This is a genomic window from uncultured Jatrophihabitans sp. (genome assembly GCF_964244045.1).
Lineage (GTDB): Bacteria > Actinomycetota > Actinomycetes > Mycobacteriales > Jatrophihabitantaceae > Jatrophihabitans.
This window is the reverse complement of record NZ_CAXTHK010000006.1, coordinates 84,062-97,655: the sequence shown is the minus strand read 5'-3', so window position 1 is coordinate 97,655 and position 13,594 is coordinate 84,062. Positions and strand designations below refer to the sequence as shown.

The 13,594-nt window shown below is 70.7% G+C and carries 14 protein-coding genes and 2 pseudogenes; 13 read left to right on the top strand and 3 right to left on the bottom strand.

Annotation, left to right across the window (positions count from 1 at the left end; genetic code table 11):
- Positions 1-178: 178 nt before the first annotated feature.
- From ACFFC4_RS07185 to crtI, 3 genes are read left to right on the top strand one after another with little or no spacing between them, the layout of a single operon-like run.
- Entirely contained in the window at positions 179-1,009 is an 831-nt protein-coding gene (locus ACFFC4_RS07185; RefSeq protein WP_375499234.1) for a carotenoid biosynthesis protein, read from the top strand.
- Complete coding sequence (locus ACFFC4_RS07180) at positions 1,003-2,100, top strand: polyprenyl synthetase family protein (protein ID WP_375499232.1); 1,098 nt, start codon at positions 1,003-1,005, stop codon at positions 2,098-2,100. Before ACFFC4_RS07185 ends, ACFFC4_RS07180 begins: the two co-directional genes overlap by 7 nt.
- A 4-nt stretch (positions 2,101-2,104) precedes the next feature.
- Positions 2,105-3,586 carry a phytoene desaturase family protein gene (crtI, locus tag ACFFC4_RS07175; protein WP_375499230.1) on the top strand — a complete coding sequence of 494 codons (1,482 nt, stop codon included), beginning with the start codon at positions 2,105-2,107 and terminating at the stop codon, positions 3,584-3,586.
- Between the two features lie 24 nt (positions 3,587-3,610).
- Here the strand turns inward: crtI and ACFFC4_RS07170 are convergent, their stop codons facing one another.
- Positions 3,611-4,051, bottom strand: a complete 441-nt coding sequence (locus tag ACFFC4_RS07170) for an SRPBCC family protein (protein ID WP_375499228.1) — start codon at positions 4,049-4,051, stop codon at positions 3,611-3,613.
- A 95-nt stretch (positions 4,052-4,146) separates the two neighbouring features.
- Here ACFFC4_RS07170 and ACFFC4_RS07165 point away from each other — a divergent pair, with 95 nt between their 5' ends.
- Both ACFFC4_RS07165 and ACFFC4_RS07160 read left to right on the top strand, forming a co-directional pair.
- Positions 4,147-4,899, top strand: coding sequence for a class I SAM-dependent methyltransferase (locus tag ACFFC4_RS07165; protein ID WP_375499226.1), 753 nt, complete (start codon positions 4,147-4,149; stop codon positions 4,897-4,899).
- Positions 4,848-6,464 carry an FAD-dependent oxidoreductase gene (locus ACFFC4_RS07160; RefSeq protein WP_375499224.1) on the top strand — a complete coding sequence of 539 codons (1,617 nt, stop codon included), beginning with the start codon at positions 4,848-4,850 and terminating at the stop codon, positions 6,462-6,464. The genes ACFFC4_RS07165 and ACFFC4_RS07160 overlap by 52 nt, the downstream gene beginning before the upstream one ends.
- On the opposite strand, the gene ACFFC4_RS07155 is transcribed toward ACFFC4_RS07160, so the two are convergent.
- On the bottom strand, positions 6,434-7,378 hold the full coding sequence (locus tag ACFFC4_RS07155) for a DUF5914 domain-containing protein (protein WP_375499222.1): 945 nt from the start codon (positions 7,376-7,378) through the stop codon (positions 6,434-6,436). The two genes, ACFFC4_RS07160 and ACFFC4_RS07155, sit on opposite strands and share 31 nt — an antisense overlap.
- Before the next feature lie 109 nt (positions 7,379-7,487).
- On the opposite strand from ACFFC4_RS07155, the gene ACFFC4_RS07150 reads away from it, so the two are divergent.
- The gene (locus tag ACFFC4_RS07150; protein ID WP_375499220.1) at positions 7,488-8,621 is read left to right on the top strand and encodes a glycosyltransferase; all 1,134 of its coding nucleotides are present in this window, start codon (positions 7,488-7,490) and stop codon (positions 8,619-8,621) included.
- A 40-nt stretch (positions 8,622-8,661) separates the two neighbouring features.
- Here the strand turns inward: ACFFC4_RS07150 and ACFFC4_RS07145 are convergent.
- Positions 8,662-9,069: pseudogene (locus ACFFC4_RS07145) on the bottom strand (CDP-alcohol phosphatidyltransferase family protein); the annotation flags it as partial.
- 189 nt (positions 9,070-9,258) lie between these two features.
- Here ACFFC4_RS07145 and ACFFC4_RS07140 point away from each other — a divergent pair.
- From ACFFC4_RS07140 to ACFFC4_RS07110, 7 genes and pseudogenes are all read left to right on the top strand, one after another.
- Entirely contained in the window at positions 9,259-10,362 is a 1,104-nt protein-coding gene (locus ACFFC4_RS07140; RefSeq protein WP_375499218.1) for a branched-chain amino acid aminotransferase, read from the top strand.
- Positions 10,363-10,583: 221 nt separating this feature from the next.
- Positions 10,584-10,799, top strand: a complete 216-nt coding sequence (locus tag ACFFC4_RS07135; RefSeq protein WP_375499216.1) for a hypothetical protein — start codon at positions 10,584-10,586, stop codon at positions 10,797-10,799.
- A gap of 374 nt (positions 10,800-11,173) precedes the next feature.
- Positions 11,174-12,058, top strand: a complete 885-nt coding sequence (locus tag ACFFC4_RS07130; protein WP_375499214.1) for an aldo/keto reductase — start codon at positions 11,174-11,176, stop codon at positions 12,056-12,058.
- Position 12,059: 1 nt separating this feature from the next.
- Positions 12,060-12,428 (top strand): DUF3253 domain-containing protein, encoded by a 369-nt coding sequence (locus tag ACFFC4_RS07125; protein ID WP_375499212.1) that lies wholly within the window; start codon positions 12,060-12,062, stop codon positions 12,426-12,428.
- 39 nt (positions 12,429-12,467) lie between these two features.
- Positions 12,468-12,954 (top strand): annotated as a pseudogene (gene cynS / locus ACFFC4_RS07120) (cyanase).
- A 219-nt stretch (positions 12,955-13,173) separates the two neighbouring features.
- The gene (locus ACFFC4_RS07115; RefSeq protein ID WP_375499210.1) at positions 13,174-13,449 is read left to right on the top strand and encodes a nucleotidyltransferase family protein; all 276 of its coding nucleotides are present in this window, start codon (positions 13,174-13,176) and stop codon (positions 13,447-13,449) included.
- Entirely contained in the window at positions 13,397-13,576 is a 180-nt protein-coding gene (locus tag ACFFC4_RS07110) for a nucleotidyltransferase family protein (protein WP_375499208.1), read from the top strand. The genes ACFFC4_RS07115 and ACFFC4_RS07110 overlap by 53 nt, the downstream gene beginning before the upstream one ends.
- Positions 13,577-13,594: the final 18 nt, after the last annotated feature.

Here is a 13,594-nt window from a genome sequence, read left to right as displayed (position 1 = left end):
ATCGGCGCAACGCCTTCCAACGATCGCGCGACGCGCGCATCGAACGCCGAGACGAGAAAGGGTTTCGGTTCCACCCCATACGCGAGTACCCCGGCCCCACAACGCGTTATTGGCGATTGCGGGTATGCCAGAGGAAGAGAACGGCCAACAGAGGCCTTTCCTCGGTGGATCGGTCCCCATGCAGCTTCTCGTCACCTTCGCTCGGCGGCGCGTCAAGGCCACCTCCGGCTCGTCGTTCACTGCGGTGCTCGTCGCGTTGGCCGGCCTGCTGATCGGGTTGCAGATCGCCTATCCCGTCACGGACGGGCTGCTGCGCGCTCGCATCACGGTCGCTGTGGTGGTGGTGTTCGCCACGTTGTGCGTGCTCGACGCGGCGGCCAGTCGTGGCCCGCGCCGAGCGCTGACCATGCTGGGCGTAACCGCGATACCTGGCCTGTTGGTCGAGATGGTCGGGGTGGGCACGGGCGTGCCGTTCGGTACGTACAGCTACACCGGCGCGCTGGGTCCACGCGTCCTGGACGTCCCGTTGCTCGTCGGCCTGGCCTGGACGATGCTCGCCTGGCCGGCAGCGCTCGTCGCACGGCGGCTGACGGCCAACCGGGCCGGCCGGGTGCTCATCGGCGCCTGGGCGATGACGGCCGGCGATCTGTTCCTCGACCCGCAGATGGTGTCGGCAGGCATGTGGCGGTGGCGCGACCCCAGCCCGCATCTGCCGGGAGTGCCGGACGTCCCGCTGACCAATCTGGCCGGCTGGTTGCTCGTGACCGTTGTGCTTTCGGCACTGGTCCAAGGTGTGATCGGCGACGGCGCAGACACCCTTGGCATTGCGATGTACGTGTGGTTGTGGGTCGGCTGGACGGTCGCCCTCGGCGTCTTCCTGCACCTGCCCGCCGCGGCCGGGTGGGGCGCGCTGGCGATGGGTTCGGTTGCCATCCCGGTGCTGGCCCGAGTCGCGGAGCAACGACGCGTCGAGCAACGGCGGGAACCGGTTGGGATGGCGTCGTGGTAACGCCGGTATTGGACTGGTCCGCGCGCATCGCCAGCCACGTCGCCGAAGTCGAGCAGCTGCTCGACAGCCGCCTGGCCGGCCTGCGGCGTCGCTGGCACGCGGAGGTGGTCGGAGAGAGTGGCGGCGGCGCTGCGTTCGACGTCGATCCGCCGGCACTGCTGCGCGACATGCTTGAGCGCGGGGGCAAGCGCACCCGCCCGGTGATGACCTACCTCGGCTGGATCGCCGGCGACGGGCACCGCCGCGATGTCGGTCACCCTGATGTCGTGCGGGCCGGCGCTGCGGTAGAGCTGCTGCACGCTTTCGCGCTGGTCCACGACGACGTCATGGACGAGTCCGACACCCGCCGGGGAAGGCCGACGCTGCATCGCAACGTCGCGCGTCTGCACCGAGCCGGCGGCGGCCGCGGCAGCAGCGAGCGCTTCGGCGAGAGCGTCGCCGTGCTCGTCGGAGACCTCGCACACGCCGAGGCCGACCGGCTCGCCGCAACGCTGCCCGCCCCGCTCAGCGACGTCTGGCAGCAGCTTGTGCTCGAGCTCGTTGCCGGCCAGCTCTGGGACCTCACCGGTAGCGCAGCCGCCGATCGGCGCTTGTCGTTCGCCCGATCGGTCGCCCGGCAGAAGACCGGGAACTACACCGTGGCCCGCCCGCTGCAGCTCGGCGCCGCCGCCGCTCAGGGCTCTCCCGAGCTGCTGGCGGCGCTGGGCGAGTACGGCCGGCACGCGGGTGAGGCGTTCGCGCTGCGCGACGACATGCTCGGTGCCTACGGCGACCCGGCGGTGACAGGCAAGCCGGCCGGCGACGACCTACGCTCTGGCAAGCCGACGGTGCTGCTGGCGATGTCAGCGCAGCTGCTCACCGGTCCCGCAATCGACGCGCTGGCAGTCGCGGGCACCGCGGAGATGACCGCTGCGCAGGTCTGCACATTGCAGCAGGCCATGCTCGAGCAGGGCGTCGTCGAACGGGTCGAAGCCATGATCGACGAACGCATCGGCGACGCGCTCGACGCGCTGGCGCCGGGGGTCGTCTCCGCGGACGGCATCGAACAGTTGACCCGCGTCGTCGACGAGCTCACCCGAAGAGGACGATGAGATTATGCGCCCAGTTGTGATCATTGGGGCCGGTTTGTCCGGCCTCGCGACGGCTTGTCACCTGTCGCAACGCGGGTACGACGTGACCGTCCTGGAGGCCACCGACGCCCCTGGTGGCCGCAGTGCGCAACTGCGCGACGCCGGCTTCACCTTCGATCTCGGCCCCACCGTGTTGACCATGCCGGGCATCATCGCCGACACCCTGGCCGCAGCCGGCACCACGATGACCGACGTCCTGCCCCTGCGCCGTCTGGACCCGGCCTACCGGGCGCGCTACGCCGATGGCAGCACCATCCACGTGCGATCGGCGCTCGAGGACATGCGAGCCGAGATTGCCGCCACCTGCGGAGCCGGCGACGCCGAGGGTTTCGACCGATTCGCCGAGTGGCTGAAGAAGATCTACGACGTCGAGATGCCGAACTTCATCGACCGCAACCTCGGCTCGCCACTCGACCTCCTCGCGTCCCCCGCAGCGGCGGCCACGTTGCTTCGGTTGCGCGGATTCGGTCGGCTCGGTCCCGCCGTGCGCCGCTTCTTCACCGACGAACGGTTGCAGCGACTGTTCAGCTTCCAGGCGCTCTACGCGGGGCTAGACCCGGAACGGGCGTTGGCCCTGTACGCGGTAATTACCTACATGGACACCGTCGAGGGCGTGTGGGTTGCCGACGGTGGCATGCATGTACTGCCGGTGGCGCTGGCCGACGCCGCGACAGCCGCCGGCGTCGACATCCGCTACGGCGCCCGGGTCGGCGAGATCCTGCGGCGCAGCGACGGCGCCGGCGTGGCCGGGGTTGCGCTGGAGGACGGCGAACGGCTCGCTGCCGACGCGGTCGTGTGCACCATCGACACCGCCGAGGCCTATCACCGGCTGCTGCCCGACCTGCGTGCGCCGCGCGGGGTACGTCGGGGTCGGTACGCGCCGTCTGCGGTGGTCTGGCACGTCGGCGTACGGGGGGTACCTGGACCCGAGGTCGTGCACCACAACATCCACTTCGGCGAGCAGTGGACGGAGGCGTTCGACGCGCTGATCAACCACGGCCGACTGATGCCCGACCCGTCGCGGTTGGTGTCCGTGCCGTCCGTCGACGACCGCTCGCTGGCGCCGGAGGGCTGCTCGACGCTGTACGTGCTCGAGCCGGTACCGAACCTGAACGGCGAGCCGGACTGGGCCACCGAGGCCGAGCCGATGCGCGAGCGGCTGTTCAAGTTCCTTGACGCCGAGGGTTACCCCACCGACATCGTCACCGAGCGGCTCGTCACGCCGCAGGACTGGGCCGACGAGGGCCTCACCGCCGGCACCCCGTTCGCACTCGCGCACACCTTCGCCCAGACCGGACCGTTCCGTCCGAAGAACACCGAGCGGCAACTGCCTGGACTCGTGTTCGCCGGGGCCGGCACCACCCCAGGGGTCGGTGTGCCGATGGTGTTGCTGTCCGGACGGCTCGCGGCCGAGCGGGTCAGCGCGTTCCTGCCCGGTGCCGGCTGAGCACCGGTGCCATGGCACCTGCAGTCAGCACAGCTGCTCGAGTCGCTCGCGCAGGACGTCGGTGCCGTCGTCGGCGATGCGCTTCATGACGCTCGGCACCATCCGCTCGCCGAGGCGGGCGATGCCCGCCAGGGTCACCTCGACGGTGTGGTCCACGACGGTGCCGCCCCCGTCAGCGGGGTGGAAACGGAACTCCTCGCGGCCGGTGGCCATCGGGTGGCCGCCCGACCAGGCCACCAGCGTGCCGGGCTCGAAGGCAACGACCTCGACGTCCAAGGTGACCTCGTAACCGTGGAACTCGCGGGTGTGCGCGTAGCGGGTGCCCACTCCGATCGAGCCGTGGTCGAGCCGGCGACAGGCCACGGTGTGCGGGTCCCATTGGACACTGGTAGTCAGGTCGCCGAGGTAGTCCGCGACGCGGTCGATCGTCGTGGTCACCACAAGCGATTGACTCAGCGACGACATCCGGACTCCTGATGGGCACGTGGGCAGGAACATGAGGAGCCTTCCGTCGTCGACGGACGGGCTAACGACGCTTCGATGACACGAGGGTGGAGACGATGAAGCCAGCGACGGGGTCTGCCGCAGCGACTCTCGAGCGGGAGTTCGACGCGACTGCCTACCGCTACGACTTGATGGTGGGGCTGAACCCGGGGTACCACGAGCACCTGCGCACTGCGGCCGACGTGCTCGCCGCCGCGTTGCCGGCGGCACCGCCTGTTCGCGCATTGGACCTCGGTTGCGGGTCGGGCGCCTCGACGGTGGCGCTGCTCGATGCGTTGGGTGAGCGGGCGGCGTCGGCCCAGGTGGTCGGCCTCGATGCCTCCGACGGCATGCTCGACGTCGCGCGGGGCAAGTCATGGGTCGGGGGTGTGCGCTTCGTCCACGGCATGGCCGAGGACATCGCCACGCGAGCCGGTCAGTGGGCGCTGCCCGTGCCCGTCGACGGGGTGTTCGCCTGCTACCTGTTCCGCAACGTCGGTGATCGCGACGCCACCCTGTCGGCCGTCTTCGACGTCCTCGCACCCGGCGGCCGGCTGGTGACCCAGGAGTACTCCGTAACCGGTTCCCGGCGCTCGGCGGTGCTGTGGAGCGCCGTCTGCTGGACGGTGGTGATCCCGCTCAGCCTCGTGCTGACGCGGCGCACGAAGCTGTACCGCTACCTCTGGCGCAGCGTGCTGCGCTTCGACTCGGTCGAGCGGTTCAGCTCCCGCCTGTGCGCGGCCGGGTTCGAGGACGTCCAGGTCACCACCGTCGACGGGTGGCAGCGCGGCATCCTGCACACGTTCTCGGCCCGGCGGCCGGCAGCGTGAGCCGGCGGCAGTGGGCGCCGGGGCGGGACGCCCATGCCGAGCGCCACCCCGGCCCGACCGGCGCAGTGAGTGACGGCCGTACGCACCGAGTGGGCGTGTTGGGTGGCGGCGTCGCCGGGTTGGCCGCGGCCACGGCGCTGGCTGAACGCGGAGTGGCCGTCACGCTGTTCGAAGCCCAACAGCAGCTCGGCGGCCGGGTGCGCGCCTGGCCGGTGCAGCACCCGGACGGGCCGACCACCATGAGCCGCGGTTTCCACGCGTTCTTCCGCCAGTACTACAACCTGCGGGCCCTGCTGCGCCGCGCCGACCCGGACCTGCACCGGTTGATCCCGATCGATGACTATCCGCTCGTCTCCGCCGACGGCTTCCGCGACTCGTTCGCCCGTACCCCGCGCCGCCCGCCGCTGAACCTCGCCAGCTTCGTGCTGCACAGCGATACCTTCACCCTCGCCGACCTGCGTCGCATCGACACCGACGCGGCGGCCGAGCTGCTCGACGTCGAGTTCCCTCGCAGCTTCGCAGCTCACGACGGCGAGAGCGCCGACGCGTTCCTGCGCCGGCTCAACTTCCCGTCCGCCGCCCGCCATCTGGCGTTGGAGGTGTTCGCCCGCAGTTTCTTCGCCCGGCCCGAGCACTTCTCGGCCGGCGAGCTGGTGGCGATGTTCCACACCTACTTCCTCGGCTCGTCCGAAGGCTTGCTGTTCGACGTTCCCGACGACGACTACGACACCGCGCTGTGGGCACCGCTCGGCCGCTACCTGCACGGCCGCGGAGTCGAGATCCGCACCAGCACGCCTGTCGATCAGGTGCGCTCGACGGGGAGCGGGGTCGTCGTCGACACGGCCGACGGTTCGTTCGAGTTTGACGCCCTCGTGGTCGCCACCGACCTGGCCACTACCCAGCGGCTCGTCACGGCTGACGGCGCGCTGGACGCCGACGCGGCCTGGCGCGAGCGGGTGAGCAGGCTGCGGAGCGCCCCGGACTTCGCGGTGTGGCGGCTCTGGCTCGAGCGGCCGGCGAACGCCGAGCGTGATCCGTTTCTGGCGACGGCGGGTTTCGGCTGCGTCGACAACATCAGCGTGCTGGAGCGCTTCGAACGTGGCGCCACAGACTGGGCCCGTCAGCACGGTGGTTCGGTCGTCGAGCTGCACGCGTACGCCCTCGACGACGAGATATCGGACGACGCCGTCCGCACCGAGATGCGTTCCGTACTCGACGGTATGTATCCCGAGCTCGCCGGTGCACGCATCGTGGCCGAGGAGTACGTGCGCAGCGCGGACTGCCCGCTGATCGGCACGGCGCCGTGGGCCGACCGGCCCGGCGTGAACACTCCGGACCCGCGGGTCATGCTGGCCGGCGACGGCGTGCGCTGCGCCTATCCCGTGGCGCTCATGGAGCGCGCGGCGACGACCGGGCTGCTCGCCGCCAATCAGCTGCTGACCGGGTGGGGCGTCGCAGGACACGACGTGTGGACGGTGCCGATGCAGGCGCGCACCTGGCTGGCCCGGCACGCCGGGCGAAGCGCCCGCAAGGCTCAGCCCAGCTCGCCGGCCCGGACCGCGTAGGTCCGCTCGGCGTAGGCGAGGTCGTCGACCCACAGCTGTCGCGCGGTGCGGCGCATCGCCGGTCGCAGCAACCCGGCCAGTCGGGTCGCGGCGCGGAAGCCGGAACGGTCGGAGTAGGCGATGGTCGCCTCGGTGACCTGGGTAATCGGGCCACCCTGCTCATCGCGGCCGATCGGGGTGGCGTGCGTCTCGACCACGCTGCCCGTGCCTTCGCCGTCGACGATCTGCATGACGATCGTGCGCGCGTCAGGGCAGAAGAACTCAGCGCGCACGGGCACGCCGTACTTGCGGCCGAGCCGGAACGCGACGTCGACCACGAGCCGCCCGGTCGTGCTGGCGTCGTCGTCCACGGTGAGGTGGCTGAACGCGTACGGGTGCAGCCACGAACCGTGCCAGGGGTCGAGCCGGTTGGCGATGACGTCACGCGGCTCGCAGCGGCCCCGGACGGCGATGACGGCAGCCACTGACCGGTCCGGCGCCGGCCGCGGGGGAAGCACCGGCGGGCCGTCGGAAAGTTCGGCGTCGGCGCCGGGCAGCTGCACCCAGATCAGCACGCCGTCATCGTGCGCGCGGATGGCCGGCCAGTCCGCACGTCCCTTCGGGGTGAAGCCGAGTCCGTGCCACTTGCAGTGCAGCGTGCTGCCGGTGACGGGACAGTCGGCGAGTGACGCGCCCAGGTGCGGGCACGCACCGGGACCGGCGTGCAGCCGGCCGTCCTCGCCGCGCCAGAGGACGACCTCACGGCCCGCGACGGTCTGCACGACCGACCGACCCACCGGGACGTCTCCCGTCGCGCCGACGACCAGCCAACCACCGGGGCTGCGGGTCTGCGCGTCGGCGAGCGCGGCGGCGATGCGTGCGGGATCGGCCTGCCGCCAGGTCGGCGCCAGCCGGTTGGTCGGGGTGCGCGGCATCCGCACGATCGGGACGCGTGGTCGTGACGTCGGCGTTGTTGGCGTCGTCAATGCGGCCGGGACGGCTCGACTAGCGTGAAGCACACCCTCATGCCTACCCGGAGGTGCTGTGCGCGCACGCAATTCGGCCGTGGTGCGCGCCGCCAGTTGGCTCGCACTCGCCGGCACCGTGCACGCGGCCCTCAACGCCCGCCTGCTGCGCCGCCCGGGCGGTACCGGGTCTGGAACGCCGGTATCGGTGCTCGTCCCCGCTCGCAACGAGGCGCGGAACATCGTCGACTGCCTGCGTGCTCTGGCCGGGTCCTACGAGGTACTCGTGCTCGACGACCGCTCCGACGACGCCACGGCTACGTTGGCGAGTTCGGCAGGCGCCCGTGTCCTGACTGGCACTCCCCCGCCGGACGGCTGGCTGGGCAAGGCCTGGGCCTGCGCGCAGCTCGTCGAGGCCGCCGACGCGAATAGCGAGGTGTTGGTCTTCGTCGACGCCGACGTGCGGCTGGCTCCGGGGGCGGTAGCCGCAGCGGTCGGCCTACTCGAGCGCCACGGTCTCGACATCGTCTGCCCGGTCCCCCGCCAGCTCGCAGGGACCGCGGTCGAGCGGCTCGTGCAACCTCTCGTGCAGTGGTCATGGCTCACGACGCTGCCGTTGCGGGTGGCGGAGCGCTCCGCCCGCCCGTCGCTCACCGCAGCGTGCGGGCAGTTCGTCGTGGTTCGGTGCGCAGCGCTGACCCGCGCCGGTGGTTTCGCGAGCGTCCGCGCCGATGTCCTGGACGACGTCGCACTCGTTCGGGCGATCAAGGCGGCCGGGGGCCGCGGCGGGGTGGCCGACGGCTGCGCGCTGGCCGGCTGCCGGATGTACGTCGGCTGGATCGAACTCCGGGACGGGTACTCGAAGTCATTGTGGTCGGCGTTCGGCGGCGACGCCGGCGCGGCCGCTGTCGTCGCCGCACTGGGGTTCGTGTGGGTGCTCCCCGCAGCCGCCGCGCTGCGCGGGTCGCGCGCCGGCCTAGCCGGCTACGCCGCCGGGGTGGCGGGCCGGGTGATCGCTGCGCGCAGTACCGGTGGGCGCGTCGTCCCCGACGCACTCGCGCATCCGTTGTCGGTTGTGGTGTTCGGCTGGCTCACTGCTCGCTCGGTGGTGCTGCACCGCCGCGGGGCGCTGCAGTGGAAGGGCCGCCCCGTGGCGTTCGCAGCAGCTGGCCGATCCCGGCCACGCCTGCCCCGATCCATACCGCCGCGCTGAAGGTGCCAGGGTTCCGTGGCCGCCCCGCCGCGGCGGCGAGCGCGGCGAGTACGGCGCAGATGGCGAACGTAGGACGCTCCGCGACGGTGATCCGGTCCGGGGTGCGCCGCATCCTGCGCAGGGTGTCGACGCCGACGGCCAAGCCTGCCGCACTCGCGGCCGCCCACCGCGGCGCGCCGAGCCGGCCGAGCACGCCAGCGAACGCGACGTCGCAGAGCCGGTCGGCCACCGCATCGGCGCGTCGCCCCGACGTCGTCGCGTGCCCTCCGACGACCGCTACGGCACCGTCGAGCCCGTCGCACAGTGCGGCTGCGGCGACGGTGACGGCGGCGAACCCGGGGCGGGTGGGCGCCGCCGCCACCGCCCCGCCGGCCAGCACGACACCAGCCACGGTGATGGCCGTCGGCGACACACCGGCCGCTGCGAGCGGGCGGGCCAGCGACCACATCCCGCGCAACCAGCCGGACAGGATCGGCACGGACGCAGGGTCGATCCCGTGGTGCAGGGCCGACCAGCGTTCGGCGGGGCCGTCCGCGTCGTGGAAGGCGCCCAGCACGTCGTCGGTCACGTCGTTCAGGGTGGCACGACGCTCGCAAGCCAGCCTTATCGCGGTGGCCCGCAGCGATAGAGTGTGGCCATGAGTGACACCGTGCCGCGCTTCGGCGTGGTCCCCTCTGCCCAGCGACTGGCAAGCGCCGAGCGCGACGCCATCCTGGCCGCGCCCGGCTTCGGCAAGTTCTTCACCGACCACATGGCCCGCGCCGTCTGGACGCGCGACGCCGGCTGGCACGACGCCGACGTGCGCGCCCTCGAGCCGCTCGTACTGCACCCGAGTGCTGCGGTGCTGCACTACGGGCAGGAGATCTTCGAGGGGCTCAAGGCCTACCGACAGCCCGACGGCTCCGTCGCCCTGTTCCGCCCCGAGATGAACGCCGAACGCTTCCGCCGTTCCGCCGCCCGGATGGCCCTGCCACAGCTGCCGGTGGAGATGTTTCTCGACAGCGTCGAGCAGCTCGTGCGCACCGAACTCGACTGGGTGCCCGCCGGTGACAACGAGGCCAGCCTGTACCTGCGGCCGTACTGCGTCGCCACCGAGGCCTACCTGGGCGTCCGGCCTGCCGACGAGGTCTTCTACGGCGTCATCGCCTCCCCCGCCGGCCCGTACTTCGCCTTCGGCGCCACCGGCATCACGCTGTGGGTGTCCACCGATTTCATCCGCGCGGCGCCCGGTGGCACCGGCGCGGCCAAGTGCGGCGGGAACTACGCCGCGAGCCTGCTGCCGCAGGTCCAGGCCCAGCAGAAGGGTTGCGACCAGGTGCTCTACACCGTCGACGTCGGCGGTGAGCCCTACATCGACGAGTCCGGCACCATGAACGTCTTCCTCGTGACGAGCGACGGTGAGTTGATCACGCCGTCACTGGCCGGCGGCACGATCCTCTCGGGTGTCACCCGCGACAGCGTCCTGACCCTCGCGAAGTCCTTCGACCTCAACCCGGTCGAGCGGCAGGTCAGCCTCGCCGAGGTGCTCGACGGTGTCGCCAACGGTTCGATCGTCGAGGTGTTCGCCGCCGGGACGGCCGCGGTCATCACGCCCATTACCGGGCTGAAGACCGGCGAGCGCGAGTTCACCGTCGCCGACGGGACGCCGGGTCCGCGCAGCGAGCAGTTGCGCCGGCACATCGTCGACATCCAGTTCGGCCGCCGTCCCGACGAGCACGGCTGGTTGCACCCGATCGCCTGATCTGCAGCTCGATTGCGGATACGCTGCCCGCCGGCACATCGGTCTCGATGGGCGGGGGTCCCTGATTATGAGCATGCGACGAGCACACTGGCGAACGTTGGTGTTGGGCACCGTCTGCGAGTTACCGCTGCCGCCGAGCCGATGCTGCGCCGGCGCCGCGGGCCCAGTCCGCGCATGCGCCCGTTGTGCTGTTCCCGGCGTTCCACTTCACGAAGCTGCTGGTGACGGTTCACGACCAGCGGATCGCGCCGAACTGCCCGCGTAACGGCAGCTTCCAGGACTGGTTCCAGAACCCGGCCAGGAGTTCGTTCTCGCAGGTGTGCAAGGACGAGCTGATGACGTTGCGCTGCCGGACGAACCCGGAGCTGGCCTGGTCGAAGCGTTTCGTCGACCACGCCGGCGTCAAGATCAGGGTTCTGCACGACGGCTCGGTGTGAGCGCGCCGTTCTACAAGCCACTGTTCGCAGCTCTCGAAGCACCCGGCTGAAAGGCCAACAAGGACATCCGGGTCGCCGGATACGACTCCCGGCTCGCCCCCTACCAGGGTGGCTTCCTGAAGCGGACGAAGGCGCTCATCGAGCAGACGTAGCGGCAGAACAAGCACCGTCGCGTCTTCCTCGTCCGCCACTCGAACGGCCCGCTGTACGCGCAGTACCCACATGCGTGGTTACCACTTCAGCCCCACCGACAATGCCGGCGTCGGGCACTTCGACCTGCCCAGCAACAAGGCGGTGCTCGCCCGGCTCGTCAAGCACGCGACCAAGGCGCGGTAGACCGGTTAGCCGTGCGGCCGTCGTGGCATTCTCCAGTCATGCACTCACGCAGTCTGGGCAACGACACCGTCGGCCGGCACGAGGTGGGAGCTATCGGGCTGGGCCTGATGACCTTCGACCAGACCGGCAGCCAGCCACGTGAGCAGCTGCTCGACACCGTACGAGCCGCGCTCGATGCCGGCGTCACCCTCTTCGACACCGCCGACGCGTACGGGCCGGGCGCCGATCTGGGCGACAAGGCCCAGGGGGCGAACGAGGAGCTCATCGCCGGGCTGCTCGACGAGCTCGGCGTGCGCGACCAGGTGCTGCTCGCCACCAAGGCCGGGCACGTGCGCACCGACGGCGGTGGCTGGGCCCTCGACGGCTCCCCCGCCCACCTGCGCGAGGCCGTCGAGGCCAGCCGGCGTCGGCTCGGCGTCGAGCAGCTTGCGCTGTGGCAGCACCACCGCCCGGACCCGGCCGTCGACTACGCCGACACGCTGGGTGCATTGAAGGACGTCTACGACTCCGGGGCGGTGGCCATGATCGGGCTCTCGAACGCCGACCCCGAGCAGATCCGCCAGGCGCACGCCATCCTGGGCGACGCCCTGGTCAGCGTGCAGAACCAGTTCTCCCCCGCGTTCCGCAGCAGCCGCCCGGAGGTCGACGTCTGCGCTGAGCTGGGGCTGGTCTTCCTGCCATGGAGCCCGCTCGGCGGACTGGGCAGCGCGAAGGAGCTCGCCGGCAAGCACCCCGCCTTCGCCGAGGTGGCCGCCGAGCTCGACGTCAGCGCCCAGCAGGTGGCACTGGCGTGGGAACTCGCACAGAGCCCCGTCGTCATCTCGATCCCGGGCGCCAAACGCCCGCAGTCGATCGCCGACTCCGCGGCGGCCGCCGACCTCGTACTCACTGACGATCAGCTGGTCCGGCTGAACCAGGACTGACGTGCCCGACCGCCCGAGCAAGAGCTGCCAGTCGTGCGGTCGCACGATCGAGTGGCGCAAGAAGTGGGCGCGCGACTGGGACAACGTTCGCTACTGCAGCGACGCGTGCCGTCGCCACGGCGTCAACGACACCGACCGCAAGCTGGAGGACTCGATCCGTCAGCTGCTCTCGACGCGTACCGGCACCATCTGCCCGTCCGACGCGGCCCGCGACGTGGGGACGGCCGAGGGCTGGCGGGACCTCATGGAACCGGCCCGGCGCGCGGCACGTCGGCTCGTTGCGGCTGGGGAGGTCGAGATCACCCAGGGCGGTCGGGTCGTCGACGGTTCAACCGCCAAGGGCCCGATCCGCATTCGCAAGCTCCGGTGAACCGACGCGAACAGTCATGTCTTCGGTCGTGTCTTCCGCCTGAAACACCCGTCTGCCCAACGTGACGCCGTCACCCGAGACGACATCACCGCCCGCATCGTCGCCCAGCGCCTGGCCAAGGGGCTCACCTGGCAGCAGCTTGCGACTGCTCTGGACCGTCCAATTGTGTGCACCGTCTCGACCCTGCTCGGCCAGCACCCGCTGCCCCTGCCGCTCGCCCGGCAGGTGGTCGAGCTGCTCGAGCTGCCGCAGGAATCCGTGCCGGTCCTGGCCGCGGTACCGCACCGCGGGACGCAGGTGAGCGTGCCGCCCACCGATCCCACGATCTACCGCTTCTACGAGGCGCTCGCCGTGTAGGGCCCGGCGCTCAAAGAGCTGATCCACGAGCAGTTTCGGAGACGGCATCGTGAGCGCCATTAATTTCGGGATGACGCTGGAGAAGAAGGCGCACCCGGCGGGTGACCGGGTCGTCGTCACCTTCGACGGCAAATTCCTGCCCTATGACTGGACCTTTGCGCAGGAGTAAGACCAGCCCGACGGTGTGGGTCACGCCGGCTGGTCGAAGATCGAGTTGTCAACGAAGTCGCACCCACGTAGCGGTGCGTTCTCGTTGAACCAGCCAACCGAATCACGCTGAGCGCCAAGGACGGCAAGCCCACGAACAGCTGCAGGGCCACCGGGAAAGGTCCGGGGGTCTGACACGATCGGCGGATGGAGCTACGCGAGGCCCCGATAGACGTCCAACTTGTTGAACTATTTTGACGCCGCCGAGCTGAGCTGGGACGCAGAAGACCACGCGATCCGGTCAACCGCGGATGCGCTGGCCGACCTTGGTGCGAACGTTGAACTCCGCAACGAAGCGCGGGTTCACCTCTGGTACGAAGCTAGATTCGGGATGCCCTGCCCTGCGTACCGCGATACACGCCACGCCATCTCGACCTTTCCCAATTGCAGCTCCTGCCTCGGGTGTGCGACCCGCCGACGGTTACCTGGAGGTATTCGCGCCCTACGGGTTCACTGACCTCTTCTCTATGACAACCCGGCCCAACCCGATCCTGGCACCGGCGAGTGTGTACGAAGCCAAGACGATGCGCTGGGCACAGCAATGGCCCCAGCTGACCGTGCTGCCCTGGCCAAGGCCGGCTTGACCGGGCGCCGGCACCTGC